General features: G+C 64.2%; 17 protein-coding genes. 6 read left to right on the forward strand and 11 right to left on the reverse strand.

Going from position 1 to position 18,620, the window contains the following annotated elements; translation table 11 throughout:
• The coding region (locus ACREE8_RS22090) for a gamma-glutamyltransferase family protein (RefSeq protein ID WP_431575178.1) at positions 1-1,145 on the forward strand (1,145 nt) is incomplete at its 5' end.
• 19 nt (positions 1,146-1,164) lie between these two features.
• Here ACREE8_RS22090 and ACREE8_RS22095 read toward each other — a convergent pair.
• The gene (locus tag ACREE8_RS22095; RefSeq protein WP_431575179.1) at positions 1,165-2,970 is read right to left on the reverse strand and encodes a gamma-glutamyltransferase family protein; all 1,806 of its coding nucleotides are present in this window, start codon (positions 2,968-2,970) and stop codon (positions 1,165-1,167) included.
• A gap of 284 nt (positions 2,971-3,254) precedes the next feature.
• On the opposite strand from ACREE8_RS22095, the gene ACREE8_RS22100 reads away from it, so the two are divergent.
• The 4 genes from ACREE8_RS22100 (at position 3,255) to ACREE8_RS22115 (ending at position 7,372) form a co-directional block, all read left to right on the forward strand.
• Entirely contained in the window at positions 3,255-3,617 is a 363-nt protein-coding gene (locus ACREE8_RS22100; protein ID WP_431575180.1) for a VOC family protein, read from the forward strand.
• A gap of 282 nt (positions 3,618-3,899) precedes the next feature.
• Entirely contained in the window at positions 3,900-5,852 is a 1,953-nt protein-coding gene (locus ACREE8_RS22105; protein ID WP_431575181.1) for a tetratricopeptide repeat protein, read from the forward strand.
• A 119-nt stretch (positions 5,853-5,971) separates the two neighbouring features.
• The gene (locus ACREE8_RS22110; RefSeq protein WP_431575182.1) at positions 5,972-7,027 is read left to right on the forward strand and encodes an arginine deiminase-related protein; all 1,056 of its coding nucleotides are present in this window, start codon (positions 5,972-5,974) and stop codon (positions 7,025-7,027) included.
• 12 nt (positions 7,028-7,039) lie between these two features.
• Positions 7,040-7,372: a hypothetical protein gene (locus tag ACREE8_RS22115; protein WP_431575183.1), complete on the forward strand. Its 333-nt coding sequence runs from the start codon at positions 7,040-7,042 to the stop codon at positions 7,370-7,372.
• A gap of 232 nt (positions 7,373-7,604) precedes the next feature.
• On the opposite strand, the gene ggt is transcribed toward ACREE8_RS22115, so the two are convergent.
• The 8 genes from ggt to ACREE8_RS22155 form a co-directional block, all read right to left on the reverse strand.
• Complete coding sequence (gene ggt / locus ACREE8_RS22120) at positions 7,605-9,191, reverse strand: gamma-glutamyltransferase (RefSeq protein ID WP_431575184.1); 1,587 nt, start codon at positions 9,189-9,191, stop codon at positions 7,605-7,607.
• A 45-nt stretch (positions 9,192-9,236) separates the two neighbouring features.
• Complete coding sequence (locus ACREE8_RS22125; protein ID WP_431575185.1) at positions 9,237-10,214, reverse strand: 2-dehydropantoate 2-reductase; 978 nt, start codon at positions 10,212-10,214, stop codon at positions 9,237-9,239.
• Positions 10,215-11,741, reverse strand: coding sequence for an acyl--CoA ligase (locus ACREE8_RS22130; protein WP_431575186.1), 1,527 nt, complete (start codon positions 11,739-11,741; stop codon positions 10,215-10,217).
• 1 nt (position 11,742) lies between these two features.
• On the reverse strand, positions 11,743-12,501 hold the full coding sequence (locus tag ACREE8_RS22135) for a FadR/GntR family transcriptional regulator (RefSeq protein ID WP_431575187.1): 759 nt from the start codon (positions 12,499-12,501) through the stop codon (positions 11,743-11,745).
• Positions 12,502-12,636: 135 nt separating this feature from the next.
• Positions 12,637-13,443, reverse strand: coding sequence for an ABC transporter permease (locus tag ACREE8_RS22140; RefSeq protein WP_431575188.1), 807 nt, complete (start codon positions 13,441-13,443; stop codon positions 12,637-12,639).
• Complete coding sequence (locus tag ACREE8_RS22145; protein ID WP_431575189.1) at positions 13,440-14,354, reverse strand: ABC transporter permease; 915 nt, start codon at positions 14,352-14,354, stop codon at positions 13,440-13,442. The genes ACREE8_RS22140 and ACREE8_RS22145 overlap by 4 nt, the downstream gene beginning before the upstream one ends.
• The gene (locus ACREE8_RS22150) at positions 14,351-15,442 is read right to left on the reverse strand and encodes an ABC transporter ATP-binding protein (RefSeq protein WP_431575190.1); all 1,092 of its coding nucleotides are present in this window, start codon (positions 15,440-15,442) and stop codon (positions 14,351-14,353) included. Before ACREE8_RS22150 ends, ACREE8_RS22145 begins: the two co-directional genes overlap by 4 nt.
• 154 nt (positions 15,443-15,596) lie before the next feature.
• Positions 15,597-16,634, reverse strand: a complete 1,038-nt coding sequence (locus ACREE8_RS22155) for an ABC transporter substrate-binding protein (RefSeq protein ID WP_431575191.1) — start codon at positions 16,632-16,634, stop codon at positions 15,597-15,599.
• A 288-nt stretch (positions 16,635-16,922) separates the two neighbouring features.
• Between ACREE8_RS22155 and ACREE8_RS22160 the strand changes: the two genes are divergently transcribed.
• On the forward strand, positions 16,923-17,654 hold the full coding sequence (locus ACREE8_RS22160; protein WP_431575192.1) for a GntR family transcriptional regulator: 732 nt from the start codon (positions 16,923-16,925) through the stop codon (positions 17,652-17,654).
• Positions 17,655-17,663: 9 nt separating this feature from the next.
• On the opposite strand, the gene ACREE8_RS22165 is transcribed toward ACREE8_RS22160, so the two are convergent.
• Both ACREE8_RS22165 and ACREE8_RS22170 read right to left on the reverse strand, forming a co-directional pair.
• Positions 17,664-18,263, reverse strand: coding sequence for a short chain dehydrogenase (locus ACREE8_RS22165; protein ID WP_431575193.1), 600 nt, complete (start codon positions 18,261-18,263; stop codon positions 17,664-17,666).
• Between the two features lie 102 nt (positions 18,264-18,365).
• On the reverse strand, positions 18,366-18,620 hold a 255-nt coding region (locus tag ACREE8_RS22170; RefSeq protein ID WP_431575194.1), incomplete at its 5' end, for a TetR/AcrR family transcriptional regulator C-terminal domain-containing protein.

Below are 18,620 nucleotides of genomic sequence, written 5' to 3' on the forward strand. Positions count from 1 at the left end.
CCTTCTATGAGGGTTTCGTTGCCGAAACGGTCGATCGCTTCTTCCGCAGCACCGAGCTGCTCGACACCACGGGCGAACGCCATCGCGGCCTGATGACGGGCGACGACCTCGCAAGCTGGCGCGCCACGATCGAGGATCCCGTCACCTACGACTATGAGACCTACACCGTCTGCAAGGCCGGGCCCTGGACGCAAGGCCCCGCCTTCCTGCAGCAGCTGGCGCTGCTCAAAGAGTTCGATCTCAAGAGCATGGGCCCGAACAGCGCCGACTTCGTCCATATCATCACCGAATGCGCCAAGCTCGCCTTCGCCGACCGCGACGCCTATTACGGCGATCCGAACTTCACCCCGGTGCCGCTCGATATCTTGCTGAGCGACAGCTACAACCGGGAACGCAGCCGCCTGATCGGCCCCGCGGCCTCGATGGAGCTGCGTCCGGGCCAGGTGCCCGGCGTCGAACCTCATCTCATCATCAGGCCCAAGGGCTCGACCGCGATCGCGACGCCAGAATCGCTCGATTTCAACTATCCGAAACCAAAGGTGCTCGAGGCCGAGCCGATCGCCACCGGCGACACCACGCATTTCGACATCATCGACCGCCATGGCAACATGATCTCCGGCACACCCAGCGGCTCGTCGCTGCATATGGCGCCGGTGGTGGCGGGGCTGGGCTTCGGCATGCCGGCCCGCGCGCAGATGTTCTGGCTGGAGCCGGATCTGCCGGGAACGATCATGCCCGGCAAACGGCCGCGCACGACCCTGACTCCCACCCTCGCCTTGCGCGATGGCAAGCCCTACATGGCCTTCGGCACGCCGGGCGGCGACTGCCAGGACCAGTGGGCGCTCCAGGTCTTTTTGCGCCATGTGCATTTCGACATGGACCTGCAGGCGTCGATCGATGCGCCGGCCTTCCACACCTACCATCTGGTCGATTCATTTTTCCCGCGGGAGTACGACGCCGGACATCTGGCGATCGAGGACAGCATCGGTCCGGACGCGTTGCGCGAGCTCAAGCGGCGCGGCCACCGGCTCGAGATCTACGATCCCTATCTCCTCGGCTATGTGACGGCAGCGGCCAGCCGCGACGGGCTGCTCAAGGCCGCGGCCAGTCCCCGCGAGGCGCAATGCTATGCGGCTGGCCGCTGAGCCTATCCGCCCCGACGCGTCAGCGGCCGATCGCGTAGCACTGCATGCGCCGCGGGCTGGCTGCGGCGCGCAGCACGCCCTTCTCGCGCGTGGCCATGGTCATCGAGTTGTAGTGGCCCCAGCGCGGATGGACCTCGAGCTTATGCCCGCGTCTATGCAGCTCGGCCAGCGTGGCTTTGGGGAACTCGGCCTCCACGGCCAGGTGACCTGGATACCATTCGCGCGGATAGAACGAGCTCGGCATATGGTCGGTGTAGAAGCCCGGCGCGTCGATCGCCTCCTGCAGATTGAGGCCGTGATGAACATGGCGCAGGAAGGCATGGAGCGACCACTGGTCCTGCTGGTCGCCGCCGGGCGTACCGAAGGCCATGTAAGGCTCGCCCTCCCGCAACGCCAGACCCGGCGTCAAGGTCGTGCGCGGCCGCTTGCCGGGTGCGAGGCCGTTGGGATGGTTCTCGTCGAGCCAGAACATCTGGCCGCGGGCCGAGACGCAGAAGCCCAACCCCGGAACGACCGGCGACCCCGTCATCCAGCCGCCGCTGGGCGTGGCCGAGATCATGTTGCCCCAGCGGTCGATGATATCGAGATGGCAGGTATCGCCGCGGGTCTTCGCCAGGAACTGCGGCCAGCTCAGGATGCCGCTGGTGTCGTCCTCGGCGGCAACGGTGGTCTCCGAATGCGCCATCCGGGTCGAGCCGCGAGCGCGCAGCGGAATCTGGCCGCCCTTGCCATCGATATGGCCGGGCCGCATCTCGAGCGAAGCTTCCGCCCCGATCAGCTTGCGGCGGTCAGCGTTGTATTCCTCCGACAGCAGGCGATCGAGCGGCACGTCGGCGAATTTCGGATCGCCATAGAAGGCCTCGCGATCGGACAAAGCGAGCTTGGTGCATTCCTGGACCAGATGGACGAAGTCGGGTCCGCAATGATCCATCTTGGCGATATCGAAGCCCTTGAGCAGCGCCAGCTGCTGCAGCAGCACCGGGCTCTGCGCCCAGGGGCCGGGTTTGCAGACGGTGTAGCCCGCATAGTCCAGCGTGACCGGCGCCTCGGTCGTGGCCGACCATTGCGCCATGTCCTGACCGGTGAGGAAGCCCGCATGGGCCTCGCCGGTCGTGTCCATGACCGGCTGACGGAAGAAGCGATCGACCGCCTCGGCGACGAAGCCCTGATACCAGGCGCGGCGCGCCGCCTCGATCTGACTCAGGCGATCGCCGCCGGCGGCCTCGGCCTCGCGAAGGATCTTCTCGTAGCTTTCCGCCTGGGCCGGCACGCGCAACAGCGACCCTGCCACCGGCGCCTGGCCGCCTGGCAGGAACACAGCCGCCGAGGTCGGCCAATAGCTCTTCATGAAACTGTCGGTGTGCGCCAACAGGCTCGCCACCTCCGGCTTCACCAGGAAGCCATCGCGGGCCGCGGTGATGGCGGGCGTCAGCACCTCGCGCAGCTTCAGCGAGCCATGCTCGCGCAGCAGCAGCATCCAGGCGCCGAAGGAGCCAGGCACCACGGCCGGCAGATGTCCGGTGCCGGGCAGGATATCGAGGCCGAAGGCCTTCATGCGGGCGACGGTCGCGGTCGCCGGCGCCACGCCCTGGCCGCAGATCACCTCGACCTTCTTGCGCGCGGCACTCCAGAGAATGATCGGCACATCGCCGCCGGGCCCGTTCTGGTCGGGCTCGACGATGTGATGCACGAAGCCCGCCGCGGCCGCGGCATCGAAGGCGTTGCCGCCCTTCTCCAGGATCGTCATGGCCGCCGTCGTTGCGAGCCAGTGGGTGGTCGCGACGACGCCGAAGGTGCCGACGATTTCGGGGCGCGAGGTGATCACTTCATTCTCCTCGATGAAAAACAGCGTGCGAGCTTATGCCATGTCATCCCGGCGGTGCCGACACAACACAACTCTCGACCGCGAACCGGAGGAGACTGACGCAGAGGAGTCTCGACGCGCAAGAGATAGAGTCGCGTATGCCGTCATTTTACGCGACGCCCATGCCAACCATCCAGACTCGTTCTGGCAATGGGGTTTCTTTGCCTGAAGCGAGACGACCGCGCAGGCTTTCTGTTAAGGTCGCGACGCCGATAGCCCAGGGAAATGAAACGGGAGAGCTCGCCATGATCGAAGGGATCAGCGCGGTCACACTGGGCACCCATGACATGCCACGCGCCGTCCGATTCTATCGCGCGCTGGGGTTCGAGGTCCTGCATGGCGGCGAAGAATCGACATTCACCAGCTTTCGCGCGGGGGCGGGCTATCTCAATCTCATCGCCCAGCCTGCCAGTCGGCGTTGGTCCTGGTGGGGTCGTGTCATCTTTTACGTCGCCGATGTCGATGGACTTTACGACCGCGCACTCGCCGCGGGGTGCCAGCCAACGACGGCGCCCCGCGACGCCGAATGGGGTGAGCGCTTCTTCCACCTGATTGACCCCGACGGCCACGAACTCAGCTTCGCCCGGCTTTTGCGATCCCCGGTCTAGTTCCGCGAAGAAGCTGCTCCAGTAGCCCAACGCGCAACCATCCTTGCGCGGATCGGAGCCTGCCGTCAGTCTGCCGGCCTCGTTCATGCCGGAACAAAATTCACTGAGGATGCGCCCTCTCTGGCCACCCGCTTGCCGCAGCATCACGGACCGTCCGGTGGGGTGGCTCCATTCCAATCCCGCAAATGGTCTGCTAGAATTTAGCGACCGCTGAGAGCATCCAAAACGCTCAGCGCCCGTGCCCTATTTCATACGGGGCCCGGGTCCAGAGGGTGCGATGCCATGGCCTCGTCACCGCCTAAAAGCGCCAAAATCGTCCCACTCAGCTCGGCGGGAGCCGGTGGTGCGGAGACGGACCGCCGCCTCGCAGCCATTGTCTCGATCGATGTCGTCGATTATAGCCGTCTCATGGAGGGAGATGAGGCGGGAACGCATGATGCCTTGACCGCATGCCGTCGACATTTCCTTGAACCGCTCGTCGCCGCACGCCATGGGCGCATCGTCAAACTGACGGGAGACGGCGCCCTGATCGAATTCGGCAGCGCCGTCGATGCCGTCAGGTTCGCTTTCGCGTTCCAAAACAGCTCCGACGAGTGGAACCGGCCCGTGCCGCCCGGCAACCAGATCATATTCCGCGTCGGAATCAATGTCGGCGATGTCATCGTCGACGATCAGGACATCTATGGCACAGGCGTGATCGTGGCGACGCGCCTGCAGGCGATCGCCGATCCCGGCTCGATCTTCGTCTCCGCAGCGGTTGTCGAGCATGTCGGGACCCGTGTCGACTTCGGATTCGCCTATGTCGGCCCCCGGCCCCTCAAGCATATCGCCGACCCGGTCGAGGTCTACCGTGTCGTCGCGCAGCCCAACACAGGAACTCTCCTTCACCGACATCCGACGGCAAAGAGCTGGAAGCTGCGCGCAGGAGTCCTCGTTCTGCTTCTTCTTCCCGTCTCCCTCCTCGCGATATGGATGATAGGTCCGTGGGGCGAAACCGAAAAGTTGATCTCACCGCCGGGCAAGCCCTCGATCGCCGTCCTGCCTTTCCAGAATCTGAGCACCGACCCGGCCCAGGATTACTTCGCCGACGGCATTACCGAAGATCTGATAACCGATCTGACCAAGTTTCCCGATCTGACCGTGACCGCGCGCACCTCGTCTTTCGCCTACAAGGACAAGCCCGCCACGATAGAGACGATCCGAAAGGAGCTTGACGTCCGCTATATCCTGGAGGGAAGCGTGCAGAAATCGAATGATACCGTTAGAATCAGCGTGCAATTGATCGATGCGGCGAACGGCAACCATGTTTGGGCCGAACGATATGACCGCAATGTCGATCGGATCTTTGAAATTCAGGACGACGTCACGGCGACAATCGCCGGGACACTGATGGGCACCACCGGAATGCTGGCCGAGGCCGAACTCAAGCGTGTTTCCGAAAAGCCGAAGCAGAACTTCGTTGCCTATGACTACCTCATGCAAGGTTGGCACGAGTGGTACAAGTTCACGCCGGAAGGCAACAAGGAGGCGCGGCGGCTTTTCGAGGAAGCACGGAAGGTCGATCCGAACTACGCCCGTGCCTATGTCGCCCTCGCTTGGACCTATGCGCTCGACTACGAGTATGACTGGACGGATCAGTATGACGCAGCGGTGGCGCAAGCGCTCGATCTCGCCAAGACAGCCGTGCAGCTCGATGACAGGGATTACCGCAGCTATTGGATCCTGGGCTGGGCCTATCTCTATGCCCGCCAGCACGATCAGGCGGAGGCCGCCTACGCCAAGGCGCGCCAGATGAACCCGAACGATGCGGAGCTGATGGCGGAGATGGCGAGTCTCCTCATCTATGTCGGGAGGCCGCAACAAGCGGTTGCCCAATTGAAGGAGGCCATGCGTCGCAATCCATTTTTCGACGAATGGTATGTCGAGTATCTCGGATGGGCATACCAGGAGGCCGGGATGCCGCACGAGTGTATCGACACCCTCGAGAAGATCATCAAACCCGAACCGACCTCGGATCAATTGTGGCTCTTGAGGCTGATTGCAGCCTGTTATGCGGATCCTCAGGTGAACAGGGTGGAGGATGCCCATAACACCGTGAAAAAAATCCTCTCTCTCGACCCGACTTTCTCAATGGCAGCGCATCGGGCCTATGTCGTGGAAGCCTTGCCATACAAATCCGAGCAAACCATCGACAAGTGGATCGAAGCCCTCTCTCGCACCGACTTGCCGCAATAACGCGCGATCGAGGGAAGTCCCGTGGCGGGACCGCCCTTGCCCGCTCCCCCCGGCGCCTGGACCTCTTGCTTGACAACGGCCAGGGCAGGGTTCTGTCATGTTGCAAGGGGGCTGAGCCGATGCGTCAGCGAGCCGAACCTTTTGATTCTCCGGCAGTACCCGGCGGTCGCCTTGATCCGAGACGGCGCCCGGAAACACGAAACATCGACCGCGGCGAATTTCACAGACCCACGGCGTCGTTGGCCGGCGGCAGCCTGAGGACTCTCGGCTGCCCGGCTTTTCTCATGAACCTTCCTCTGTCGCTATCGACGGATGTGCCGAACAATCGGTTGATGCGGGAAATGGCCGACAGCGACCGGCAACTGAATCGGCGGAAGGCGATATCCCAGTTCATGGCGCTCTATCGATTTCTTTCGGCCCAGGCCGTGGTTTATCTCCTGCCGAGCACGCCGCACCTGCAGGATCAACCCTATGTGGCGAACATCGGCGCGGTGCTTCCGCACCTGCCGGAGGAGACCGTCGTTGTTTCGCGTTTTCGCTCAGTGCCGCGGATCGGCGAGGCAGACGTCGCACTCGAGTTTTTCCGGCTTCTCAACTTCCACGTTCATCGGCCACCTGCCCTCTGCGCCAGGAACGAGCCCATCTATTTCGAAGGCGAGGCCGACCTCAAGCATGTGCGTGACAATCTCTACATCGGCGCGCATGGCCTGAGAACGTCGAGGAACGCGCTGCGGTGGTTTGCCGATTCGTTCGACATGCGAATCATCGAATACCCCGTTACCGACGAATACCTCTACCACCTCGACTGCTGCTTGCTCCTTCTCGATCCGGAAACGATCGTGCTCTGCCGGCGGCACACCGATCCCCAGGCCTTGCGTGCCATCGAAAAGGAATGCCACATTGAAAACGTCACTCGGGAAAACGTCCGGTCGGGGCTCACCAATAGCGTTGTCTTCGGCAAATACCTGCTCTGCGATTCTCCCATCGGCGAGATCGCGAAGACCCACAGCTACTATCCGAGCGAAAAGGCAAAAATCGCAAAGCTGGAAAAGCTCTGTGCCCAGTATGGGCTTGAACCAGCAATCTTCAACTTGTCGGAATTTCTGAAGTCAGGGGCGGCTCTATCCTGCTTGATCATGCGGCTGAACCACCAGAAATCCAGGTGTGACAATTGAGGAGAAGACGTCATGGGATACGATACAGGACGCAAAGCCCTGCAACGTGAAAACCAGTTGCTGGAAATCCTTCAGCAGGCGACCAACGACTTCAAGGCTTCTGTCGCCAAGGAACCGGTCGCAAGCTTCATCGCCAATGACTGGCTCGGCTCCTTCAGCAAGCTGAGAAAGCTCAACGAGGAACTCATCGCCGACGACGACAATGATTTCGCGACTGCGCTGAAAGGCGAGCAGGCGCTGCTAACCGCATTTCTCAAGGCGGCCGAAGACGGTGGCTTCTCGGAGTCATGGAAGGAGCTGTTTCAGAGCGATAAGAAGATCGCCGGGATGCTTCTCGAGCCCTAACCGGGCGTGACCTAAGCTCAGGACACTCCCGGGGAGCGGTAGGTCCCGCCGCGATCAAGCTACCCGGCCGGTGACGGTCTTGGGGCGCTCCTCCACGATTCCGCTTCCTGTAACGCAGCAACGCGGGAGGGCTGATGATTGTCCTCGCGATTCGGGCCACCTGCGGGAGGCTGCAGGAGCCACGGCCGAGGGGCTGCCATCACGCTGTCCCGGCGCGCCTGTAGGTCCCTGCCTAGTAGCCCAGCGCGCAGCCGTCTTTGCGCGGATCGGAACCCGCCGTCAGCGTGCCCGCCTGCCAGTCGATCAGGATGCCCTGCCCGCCGCCCAGCGGATCGTCGGTCATCAAGGTGCGGTGGCCCTTGAGCTGCAGCGCCGCGATGACGTCCGGGCGCACCCCGCGCTCGATCTCCGCCAGCGGACCGTTGAAGAAAACGCGTGGCGCATCGAGCGCCGCCTGCGGGTCCATGCCGAAATCGATCAGGTTGGTGAGGTAATGCGTATGGCCCATGGGCTGGTAATCGCCGCCCATGACGCCGTAAGGCATCATCGCGCGCCCATCCTTCACTGCCATGCCGGGCATGATGGTGTGCATCGGCCGCTTGCCCGGCGCGATGACGTTGGGATGGGAAGGATCCATGCGGAAGCTGGCGCCGCGATTCTGCAGCACCACGCCGCTCTTGGGCGCCATCAGGCCGCTGCCGAAGGAATAATAGATCGAGTTGATGAAGCTGACCGCATTGCGGTCGCGATCGACCACCGTCAGATAGATCGTCTCGGACTTGCTCAGGAGCGGCGGCGGCAGCTCGGTCGCCGCCCGGCTCGGATCGATATGGCGGCGCAGCCGGTCGGCATAGTCCTTCGACAACAGCTCCTTGACCGGCACCGGCGCCCTGGTCGGATCGGCGATCAGCGCGTCGCGGTCGCGATAGGCGAGACGGCCGGCTTCGAGCTCGAGATGGAGCCGCTCGGCGCCGCGCGGATCGAGCGATCCGAGTTCGAAGCCCGACAGCAGGTTCAGCATCAGCAGCGAGGTCAGGCCCTGATTATTGGGCGGGAGCTGGAACAGATCGACGCCGCGATAGTTGGTCTGGACCGGCTCGACATAGTCGCCCTTGACCGCGGCGAAATCCTCCATGGTGTGAAGGCCACCTTGCGAGCGCAGATGATTCACCATGTCCTCGGCAACCGCGCCCTTGTAGAAGCCGTCGCGGCCCTTCTCGGCGATGCGGCGCAGGGTCTGACCCAGCTCCGGCTGGCGATGCTTTTCGCCGGCGCGAGGCGCCCGGCCGTTCGGCAGCAGGATGCGCGCGGCAGCCGGATCCTGCTTCAAGAGATCGACGCAATAGCTCCAGTCGAAAGCGACGCGGTCATGGATGATGTAGCCTTCCTCGGCATAGCGGATGGCCGGCTGCAGCAACGCACCCAGCTCCTTGCTGCCATGGTCCGCCACCGCCCGCGCCCAGAGGTCGATCATCCCGGGCAGGGTCACGGCATGGGGCCCGTAGGTCGGGATGCTGTCGAAGCCCTCGCGCTCATACCAGTCGCGGGTCGCGGCGGCGGGGCTGCGGCCCGAGCCGTTGAAGGCGATGATCTTCCCGCTGCCCTTGGGCGCGTAGAGCATGAACCCGTCGCCGCCGATGCCGGTCGATTGCGGCTCGACCACGGCGAGAACCGCGCCCGCCGCCACCGCGGCGTCGACCGCATTGCCACCGCTGCGCAGGACCTCGATCGCGGTCAGGGTCGCCAGGGGGTGGGAGGTTGCCGCCGCCGCTTCGGTGACGCGGATGGGGGAACGGCCGGGAAGCTGGAAATCGCGCATGATGATCGGTCAGTCCTGCATCAAGGGTTGATAGAGCGGCACGTCTTAGGGATAGAGGCCCAGGAGCGCGGCCTTCTGACGGACCAGCGCATAGATCGCATCGATATAGGGCGTGTCCACGCCCACCACATCGCCGAGCTCGGCCACGGCACCGACGATGGCATCGATCTCGGTCGGCCGTCCCCGTTCGAGGTCCTGCAGCATCGAGGTCTTGTGCTCGCCGACGCCGGCGGCTCCGTCGATGCGGCGCTCGACATCGATCGGCATCTTGACGCCGAGCCTGTTGGCCACCGCCTCGGCCTCGTTCATGACCGAGCGCGCCAGCGAGCGCGTCGACGGCTCGTCGCAGATCCGCTTCAGCGTGGCACCGGTCAGCGCGCTGATCGGATTGAAGGCGACATTGCCCCAGAGCTTGACCCAGATCTCGGTGCGGATGTCGGGTTTGACCGGCGCCTTCAGCCCTGCCGCGATCATGACACGGCTCAGCGCCACCGCCCGCTCCGACCTGCTGCCATCGGGCTCGCCCAGGCTGAACCGATCCCCCGACTGATGCCGGACCACACCGGGCTCGACCACCTCGGCCGCAGGATAGACCACGCAGCCCAGCACGCGATCCGGTCCGATGCCGCGCCATTGCCTGTCGTCGGGATCGACGGTCTTGAGCCGGTGGTCGCGCAGCGCGCCCTCGAGCCCATGGAAATACCACCAGGGCATGCCATTGACGGCCATGACGACGGCGGTCTTCGGTCCCAGCAGCGGCTGCATCTGATCGACGATGCCGGCGACGCCCGGCGCCTTCAGCGCCAGCACCACATAATCCTGCGGGCCCAGCTCCGCGGGATCGGCGCTGCAGCGCGGCCCGACGGTGAACTTGCCCTCCTCGCTCAGCAGCGTGAGGCCCTTTGCCTTCATGGCGGCGAGATGGGGCCCGCGCGCGATCAGCGAGACCTCTTCACCGGCGCGCGCCAGGCGCGCCCCGATGAAGCCGCCGATGGCACCGGCGCCATAGATGCAGATTTTCACTTAGACCAGCCCCAGCCGCTGGGCCATGCCGATGCGCTGCGGCTTGCCGGTGGCACCCTTGGGAATCTCCGCCAGCAGCAGAACGCGCTTGGGCACCTTGAAATCGGCAAGCCGGCGCGAGACGAACTCGCGCAGCTCCTTCTCCTCGGCCGTCTGTCCTTCGCGCAAGACGACCGCCGCGGCGACCTCCTCGCCGAGCTTGGCATGCGGCAGGGCAAAAGCGATCGCCTGGGCCACCGCCGGATGGGCCAGCAGCGCCTCGTCGACCTCGCGCGGCGCGATCTTCTCGCCGCCGCGATTGATCATCTCCTTGAGCCGACCGGTGATGGTGAGATAGCCCTCTTCGTCGAAACGGCCCTGGTCGCCGGTGCGGAACCAGCCTTTGATGAAGCCGCTTTCATTGGCGGCGGGATTGGCGAAATAACCCAGGGTCACATTGGGCCCGCGGATGCAGACCTCGCCCTCCTCGCCCTGCGGCAGCTTGTTGCCCTCGCCATCGAGGATCGCGACCTCAGGACCGGCGGCAACGCCGACCGTTCCCGCCTTGCGCGCCTTGGGTGGCAGCAGGTTGCTGGTCATCTGATGCGAAGCCTCGGTCATGCCGTAGGACTCCAGCACCGGGCATCCGAAAGTCGCCTCGAGCTCCGCCATGACGGGCGGCGGCAATGACGAAGACGAGGAACGGATGAAGCGCAGCTTGCGCCGCTCGATCACGTCGCGATTGCGCTCGGCGCGCGGCAGGATCGCCTGATGCATGGTCGGCACCGCCGTGTACCAGGTGGCCTCGGCCTCATCCAGCCAGGCGAAGAATTTGAGCGCATTGAAGCCCGGCGTGCAGAACAGGCTCGCTTCCGCCGACAAGCTGCTCAGCAGGGCCCCGATCAAGCCATGGATATGGAACAGCGGCATGATGTTGACGCAGCGGTCATCGGGTGTCAGGACCAGCGTGGTGCGGATATGGTCTGCCGACGCCATCAGATTCTTGTGCGTGAGCGGCACCTGCTTGGGCCGCGAGGTGGTGCCCGAGGTGTGCAGCACGAGGGCCACATCGTCGGGTCCGGCAAAACTGGGGTTGGCCGCCGCTGCAATGGGGCGCTGGTCGCGGTTCAGGCTGAAGCTGCCGGCAGGCCCTCCCGCATTCGGCGTCAACTCGACGATGGGAACGCCGCGGCGCTGGGCCATCGCCCGCACCGGCGATTCCACGCCCGCCTGGACGATCAGCAGCTTGGCCTCGAGATCGCCCAGATAGAAATCGAACTCCTCCTCGCGATAAGACGGATTGAGGGGAGCGGCCGTCGCCCCCGATGCGACCGCGAGAAACGAGACGGCCATCTCAGGTCCGTTCGGCAGGACGATGGCGACCCGATCGTTGGCCTTGATCCCGAGCGCACGCAGCGCCGCCACCGTGGCGTCGATCTGCTGCAACAGCCGGCCGCGCGACAGGGATGTTGCGCCCGGCGCTGCGATGGCAGCGCGGGCGGCATTGCCCTGGGCGATCAGCGTACGGATGGTGACTTCATTCGGCATTCTATCCCGTCCCTCCCACTCTCTTCTCGGCCGGGGCGCGACGACCCTTCGCGACCGCAGTCACTGTCGGCGGGACCGGTTCCGGCCGCATGGCCGTCTGCCCCAGCATATTGTCACGCACCATTTGCAGATGGCGGCGCATGGCCAACTCGGCCCGCGGCCCATCGCGATCGGCGATGGCGGCGACATACTCCCGATGATGGGCACGGTAAAGAGACAAACGGTCGGCTGTCAGGACCATGCCCCGGAGCTTGCCCCAGGCCGCCTGCCGGCGCATGCCGTTGAAGGCATCGAAGATCGCCATCAGCAGCTTGTTGCGCGCAGCCTGGGCGACCGCCCGGTGCAACGCCGCATCCCAGCGCTCCCAGGCGACCGCATCGCGCGCGGCTTCGCCTTTTTCCAGCAGATGCGCCATATGCGCGATCTCCGCCGGCGTCGCCCGCAATGCGGCGAGGCCTGCGATCAGCGGCTCGAACAGAAGACGGACCTCGATCACCTCTTCCGGGTTGGTCATCTCGGACAGCAGATTGAGATCGACCGACCCGTTGACGGGCTTTTCGCCGACAAACGTTCCCTTGCCGACATGGCGCCAGATGCGGCCCTCGGCTTCGAGCAGCTCCAACCCCTCCCGCAGCGCGCTCCGGCTCAGGCCCAGCTGGGACGCGAGCTCGCGTTCCGGCGGCAGCCGGCTTTGGATGGGGTAACCGCCCTCGCTCAGCAGCTGGGACAGTTTGGTGAGGCTTCGGTCTCTTCGGCGCAAGTTGATACCAATATTCCATTGGTTTCAGTTTGGCTCGGCTCGACTATGCGCCGGCTCAATCCGTCGACGCAAATGACGCCTTGCCGCGGAGGGCCAATGGCGAATCCAATTCACCATTGGTATCAAAAAGCTAACTCACCGGCTGCGCCTCTGCCCGAAAAATTGCACCAGCAGGAGCATCAGGATCGAGAGGCAGACCAGGAAGGTGGAGATGGCGGCGATGGTCGGATCGACCTGATCGCGCAGCGCATTGAACATCCGCCGCGTCAGGGTCGAGTTCTCCCCGCCCGAGATGAAGAGCGCGATGACCGCCTCGTCGAACGAGGTGATGAAGGCGAAGAGCGCGCCCGAGACGATCGAGAAGCGAATCTGCGGCACGGTGATGACCAGGAAGGATTTGAGCCGGCTGGCGCCAAGGCTGCGGGCGACCATCTCCTGATTCATGTCGTAGCTCTTGAGCCCCGAGGCGACCGTCAGCGACACCAGCGGGATCGCCAGTACCGTATGCGCCAGCACCAGCCCGAAGATGGTGTTGTTCATGCCGAGCCAGGCATAGAGGAAGAAATCGCCGATGCCGATCAGGATGACTGGGATGATGAGAGGCACGGCGAGGATCACTTGCACCAGATTGGCGAGGCGGAACTGGCCGGCATGAAGCGCGTAGGCCGCGGCCGTGCCCAGCGGCGTCGCCAGGCACATCGTCAGGATCGCGGCCTTGAGCGACACCAGCGCCGCGTCGCGCCATTCCACCGATTCCATGAACTTCTGGTACCAGCGGAAGGACCAGGCGGGCGGTGGGAATTCGAGGAACTCCGAATCCGAGAAGGACATCGGGATGATGATCAGCGACGGTGCCAACAGCAGCAGCATCACGATGCCGCAGAGCAGATAGAGCCAGAGCCGGTTGCGATGGGAGATCGGAATCTCGAGGCCGTCGCTCATCGCAAGCCCCGCGGCAGGAGGTTGCGGGTTCCGAGCAGCTTGTAGAAGGCCCAGAGGATCCCCAGGGTCAGCACCAGCAGCACCACGCCCATGGCGCTGGCGGCCCCCCAGTTCGAATAGAGCCGCGAGGTCTGCTCGATCCGCATCGACCACATGAAGACCTTGCCGCCACCCATCAGGGCCGGCGTCACGAAGAATCCCAGGCAGAGCACGAAGGTCAGCACCAGACCGGCGGAGAGGCCCGGCAGCGAGAGCGGGAAGAAGACCTGCCAGAAGGTCTTGGTCGGGCTGGCGCCGAGATTGAGGCTGGCGCGCAGATAGTCGCGGTCGATCGCCTTCATCGAGGCATAGAGCGGCAGCACCAGGAAGGGCAGCATAACATGGCTCATGCCGACGATGACCCCGGTGAAGTTGTGGGCCAGCTGCAGCGGCTCGTCGATGATGCCGAGGCTTTGCAGCCATTCATTGACCAGGCCGCGACGCTGGAGAATGACGAGCCAGGCATAGGTCCGGACCAGCACCGAGGTCCAGAAGGGCAGGATCACCGAGATCATCAGGATGCCCGAGATCCGGCGCGGCAGCTGCGAGAGCAGATAAGCCAGGGGATAACCCAGCAGAAGGCAGACGGCGGTGACGATGATCGAGACCTTGAAGGTCATCATCAGCGTCTTGAAATAGGAAGGCTGCTCCAGGAGGCGCAGATAATTGCCGGCCGTCAGCGCCCCTTGCGCATCGAACAGCGACAGCCAGAAGAGCCAGCCCACCGGAACGAAGATGATGATGCCGACCAGGATCAGCGAGGGCGAGCAGATCGCCATCATCCAGTTGCGTTCGGCGCGCTGGGAGGCCTCCAGCGCTTCCTTGTTGAGGCCCGCCGGCGCCACGCCGGACTGCAGCGGAACGGCGGTCATGCCGCGGAATCCTCCGGCACGAGCACGACATCCTCGGGGCTGAGACCGAGCCGGATCACCTGCCCGACCTCCGGCAGCCGCGCCAGCGCATCGCCGCGGCTGTAATTGCGGACGCTGATCTCGCTGCCGTCGGCGAGCGCCACATAGCAGATGAAGCTCTCGCCCTGATAGACGACCTCCTTCACCTGCCCCTGGAACTGATTGAGGGCAGGATCCGCATGGCCGTTCAGGATCGACAGCTTCTCCGGGCGAACCACGAGCCATTGCCGGCCGCCGGCAGGCTTCGCCGTTTGCGTCATGCGCAAGGGCTGCCCCCCGAAGGTGACGCCGGTGCCGCTCGCCTCGACGGGAAGGAAGCTCGACTCTCCGATGAACTCGGCGACGAAGCGCGAGCGGGGCCGCGCATAGAGATCCCTCGGCGCATCGAACTGCGCGATGCGGCCGGCATCCATCACGGCCACGCGGTCCGACATGGTGATGGCTTCGCGCTGATCGTGCGTCACATAGATGGTGGTCATGCCGAGCCGCTCATGGAGATGGCGGATTTCGATCTGCATGCGCTCGCGCAGCTTCTTGTCGAGGGCCGAGAGCGGCTCGTCCATCAGCAGGATGCGCGGCTCGAACACGATCGCGCGCGCGAGCGCCACGCGCTGGCGCTGGCCGCCCGACAACTGGTCGACGCGGCGCTCGGCATATTCGCCAAGCTGGACCAGCCCCAGCGCCTCGCGAACCCGGCTCGCGATCTCGGCCGCGCTCACGCCGCGCTGGCGCAGCGGAAAGGCGACGTTCTGGAACACGTCCATATGCGGGAACAGCGCGTAGTTCTGGAACACCATGCCGACATTGCGCTTGTGCGGCGGCATGGCGACGATCTCTTCTTCGCCGACCTTGATGCTGCCGGCATTGGGCCGCACGAAGCCCGCCAGGATCATGAGGATCGTGGTCTTGCCCGAGCCCGAAGGCCCGAGCAGGGTCACGAACTCGCCGGATTTCACATCCAGGTCGATCCCGTGCAGCACGGTGGTGGCGCCATAACGCTTCGAGATCCCGCGAATGGCCACGGGTGGCGAGCGATCGACCGCTTTCATTCAAGCTCTCCTGCCATCGAGACATCGGCAAACCGGCGGCGGTCTCGAGAACCGCCTGCCAAGGAACCGGGCGATCGCAAGCGCGAACCCGCGATCGCCCCGGTCTCCAAGGAAATGCCCTCCCCTCGCATGCGAGGAGAGGGCAACCGGCCTGCTATTCCTGCAGGAAGTTGTTGAAGCGCTCCTGGACCTCGACCATATGCTCGGCCCAGAAATCCGGATCGATGAGGACCTGCTTCTTGACGTTCTCCGGCGAGGAGACGATGCCCGGCAGCTTGTCCGCCGGGATCTTGCCGATCTCGAAGGCCTTCACGTTCACCGGGCCGTTGGCGATATGCATCGGCAGGTTGGCCTGGATGTCCGGCTGCAGGAACATCGCCAGCGCCTTCATCGCCAGATCCTTGTTCTTGGCGCCTTTGGGAATGACCATGCAGTCCGCCTGGAAGGCGCCCTGGTCGTAGGTGAAATGCACCGGAGCACCGCTGCCCGCCAGCACGCTGGCGCGCCCGTTCCAGATGCTCGCCATATCGACCTCGCCATCCTTGACCATCTGCATGGCCTGACCACCCGAGGTCCACCAGGCCGAGATGCTCGGCTTGATCTTCTCGAGCGACTTGAAGGCGCGATCGACATCCAGCGGATAGACCTGGTCCGGCGGGACGCCGTCGGCGAGGGCCGCCACGGTCAGCGTCTCGGTCGCGAAATTGCCGAGCGCCCGCTTGCCGGGGAACTTTTCGACGTTCCAGAAATCCGCCCAGGTCTTGGGGCCGTTGTCGCCGTACTTGTCGGTCCGGTAGATCAGCACGACCGAGTAGTAGGTGATGCCGATCCAGTCGTCATGGACGAGCTTCGCGGGAATCCCGTCGCTCTTGATGACGTTGTAGTCGAGTTTCTCGAACAGCCCTTCCTTGGTGCCGCGGGCACACTCGTCCGAACCCAGCTCGACGAGGTCCCACTTCACCGCATTGCCGGCGACCTGGAGGCGGACATCGTCGAGGCCGTTGGTGGTGTCTTCCTTGATGGTGATACCGAGCGCCTTGGCGGTGGGCTCGAAGAACGACACCCGCTGCGCGTCCTGATAGGCACCGCCCCAGGATGCGACGGTGATGCTGTCCTCGGCCTTGGCTGCGGTGGCGCCGATGGCCATCAGCGCCACGCCCGCCAGCAGCGCGGTAATCCTGTGTCTCCTCATGATTGCGCGTCCCTTTCCCAGTCGATTTGTTGGATTGATTCTTGGCATACGTTTTTGTATGCAATTATGGAGTTAAATGAAGTGCGACAGGCGAGTCAAGGAAGCGCATGCCTATCTTTCATGCATTTTCTTGATTTAGCGCCATATTTCTCGCCGCTTGGGCGACAGCAGGCGGAAAACGAATTGGCGCGCCGGCGATATTTGTATACAAGGACCGGCGCTTCCGACGGCCAGATGAGCTCGCCCTGCGGTGACCTCGGAAACGGCCCCAGGCGCGGGATGCAAGGGATGATGGACGGCAGCGTCGACAAGATCGAGATCAAGGCGAAGCGAGGCAAGACGCTGAAGGAAGCGGTCTATGGCTCGCTGAAAGCCATGATCCTGATCGGCGAGCTGCAGCCGGGAAGCCGGCTGACGGAAAACGCGCTGGCCGAGCGGCTGAAGGTCAGCCGCACCCCGTTGCGGGAAGCGCTCAACCGGCTCGAACGCGACGGGCTCGTCACCAACCGCCCGCGCTATGGCTATTTCGTCGCCGCCTTCGACCTGAAGACCTTCGAGGAATCCTTCGGGATCCGCGAGGTGCTGGATGGCTATGCCGCACAGCAGGCGGCCGAGCGCGTGACCGCCGAGGACAAGGTGCGGCTGCGCTCGATCCTGGCGCGGGGCCATGCCCTCGCCCGCCGGCCCGAACGCCCGATGGAGCAGATGGTCGAGCAGCTGCAGCTGGGTCTCGACCTGCATCATGCGATCGCCGAGGTGAGCGGCAACGAACAGCTCAAGGACACGCTCTCGCGCATCCTCGACCGCTGCCATCATTTCGTCTGGATGGAGCTGCTCTGGCTGGACCAGTGGAACGCCGCCCATGAGGAGCATGTCGAGATCGTCGATGCGATCTGCGACGGGGATGGTGAACGCGCCGGCAATCTCGCGCGCCGCCATGTCCGGGGTTCGGGCAACAATATCCGGCGCCTGCTCCAGGCGCGCTCCGCCTATAAGAGCGCGCTGGCGCGGGTATCCTGACGCGCGGTTCTACAGAACCGTCAGGATCTGGCCGGTCATCCGTCCTTCCACCGACTTCAGATAGGCATTGGCGACACGGGCCCCCGGAACCGGATCGTGCCCGCGGAAATATTCGCCGTAAGTCGGCAGGGATTCGGTCAGCACGCCCGGGCTCACCACATTGATCCGGACCCCGCGCGGCATCTCGATCGCCGCGGCCTTCGTGAAGGATTCGAGCGCGCCATTCACCAGGCTGGCCGAGACGCCATAGCGGATCGGGTCGTGGCTGAGCACGCCGGCGGTCAAGGTGAAGGAGCCGCCGTCATTGATGTGATCGCGGCCGAGCAGCACCAGGTTCACCTGTCCCATCAGCTTGTCCTTCAGGCCGATCGCGAATTCCTTCTCGGTCATGGCGTTGAGATCGCCGAAATGAACCTTGCCCGCGGCCGAAACCAGTGCGTCGAAACTGCCGATCTTCTTGAACAGGCTGCGGATCGATTCCGCGTCGGTCATGTCGACTTGGAGATCGCCGCCCTTCTTGCCGACCTTGACGATCTCATGGCGATCCTGAAGCGCAGCCACCACGGCCTTGCCGATGGTGCCGGTCGCGCCCACAACAACGATCTTCATGCCCTCGGACTCCCTTTGAGGAATTTCATTCATCAATGCGTCACCGGCGCAGAGGCCGGCGATTTCAGCCGAACTTTATCGGGATGACCCTATTCCGGCCAGTCAGCGCCGCTGCGCGCCCTGGAGAAAGATGTCGACGGCCTTACGGACCCGGGCCTCGATCGCGGCGCGGCTGGGCGGCCGTCCCTCGCCCATCAGCATGCGATGATGGGGCTCGCCCACCACCATGCCGAACAACATGCCGGCAGCCTGGAGCGGATCGTCCAGCTCGAGCCGACCGGCCTCGACCTCCTGCGCCAGCCAGCGTGCCAGCACGGACTTGCCGCGGCCAGCGCAGGCATTGTCGAAGGCCCGCGC

This window comes from Hypericibacter sp., assembly GCF_050729195.1.
Lineage (GTDB): Bacteria > Pseudomonadota > Alphaproteobacteria > Dongiales > Dongiaceae > Hypericibacter.

What these genes read in the sequence shown, in the direction of transcription:
- ACREE8_RS22100 (WP_431575180.1), top strand. Translation starts at nt 3,255, where the DNA reads ATGATCGAAGGGATCAGCGCGGTCACACTGGGCACCCATGACATGCCA.
- ACREE8_RS22105 (WP_431575181.1), top strand. Translation starts at nt 3,900, where the DNA reads ATGGCCTCGTCACCGCCTAAAAGCGCCAAAATCGTCCCACTCAGCTCG.
- ACREE8_RS22110 (WP_431575182.1), top strand. Translation starts at nt 5,972, where the DNA reads ATGCGTCAGCGAGCCGAACCTTTTGATTCTCCGGCAGTACCCGGCGGT.
- ACREE8_RS22115 (WP_431575183.1), top strand. Translation starts at nt 7,040, where the DNA reads ATGGGATACGATACAGGACGCAAAGCCCTGCAACGTGAAAACCAGTTG.
- ggt (WP_431575184.1), bottom strand. Translation starts at nt 9,191, where the DNA reads ATGCGCGATTTCCAGCTTCCCGGCCGTTCCCCCATCCGCGTCACCGAA.
- ACREE8_RS22130 (WP_431575186.1), bottom strand. Translation starts at nt 11,741, where the DNA reads ATGCCGAATGAAGTCACCATCCGTACGCTGATCGCCCAGGGCAATGCC.
- ACREE8_RS22140 (WP_431575188.1), bottom strand. Translation starts at nt 13,443, where the DNA reads ATGAGCGACGGCCTCGAGATTCCGATCTCCCATCGCAACCGGCTCTGG.
- ACREE8_RS22145 (WP_431575189.1), bottom strand. Translation starts at nt 14,354, where the DNA reads ATGACCGCCGTTCCGCTGCAGTCCGGCGTGGCGCCGGCGGGCCTCAAC.
- ACREE8_RS22150 (WP_431575190.1), bottom strand. Translation starts at nt 15,442, where the DNA reads ATGAAAGCGGTCGATCGCTCGCCACCCGTGGCCATTCGCGGGATCTCG.
- ACREE8_RS22155 (WP_431575191.1), bottom strand. Translation starts at nt 16,634, where the DNA reads ATGAGGAGACACAGGATTACCGCGCTGCTGGCGGGCGTGGCGCTGATG.
- ACREE8_RS22160 (WP_431575192.1), top strand. Translation starts at nt 16,923, where the DNA reads ATGATGGACGGCAGCGTCGACAAGATCGAGATCAAGGCGAAGCGAGGC.
- ACREE8_RS22165 (WP_431575193.1), bottom strand. Translation starts at nt 18,263, where the DNA reads ATGAAGATCGTTGTTGTGGGCGCGACCGGCACCATCGGCAAGGCCGTG.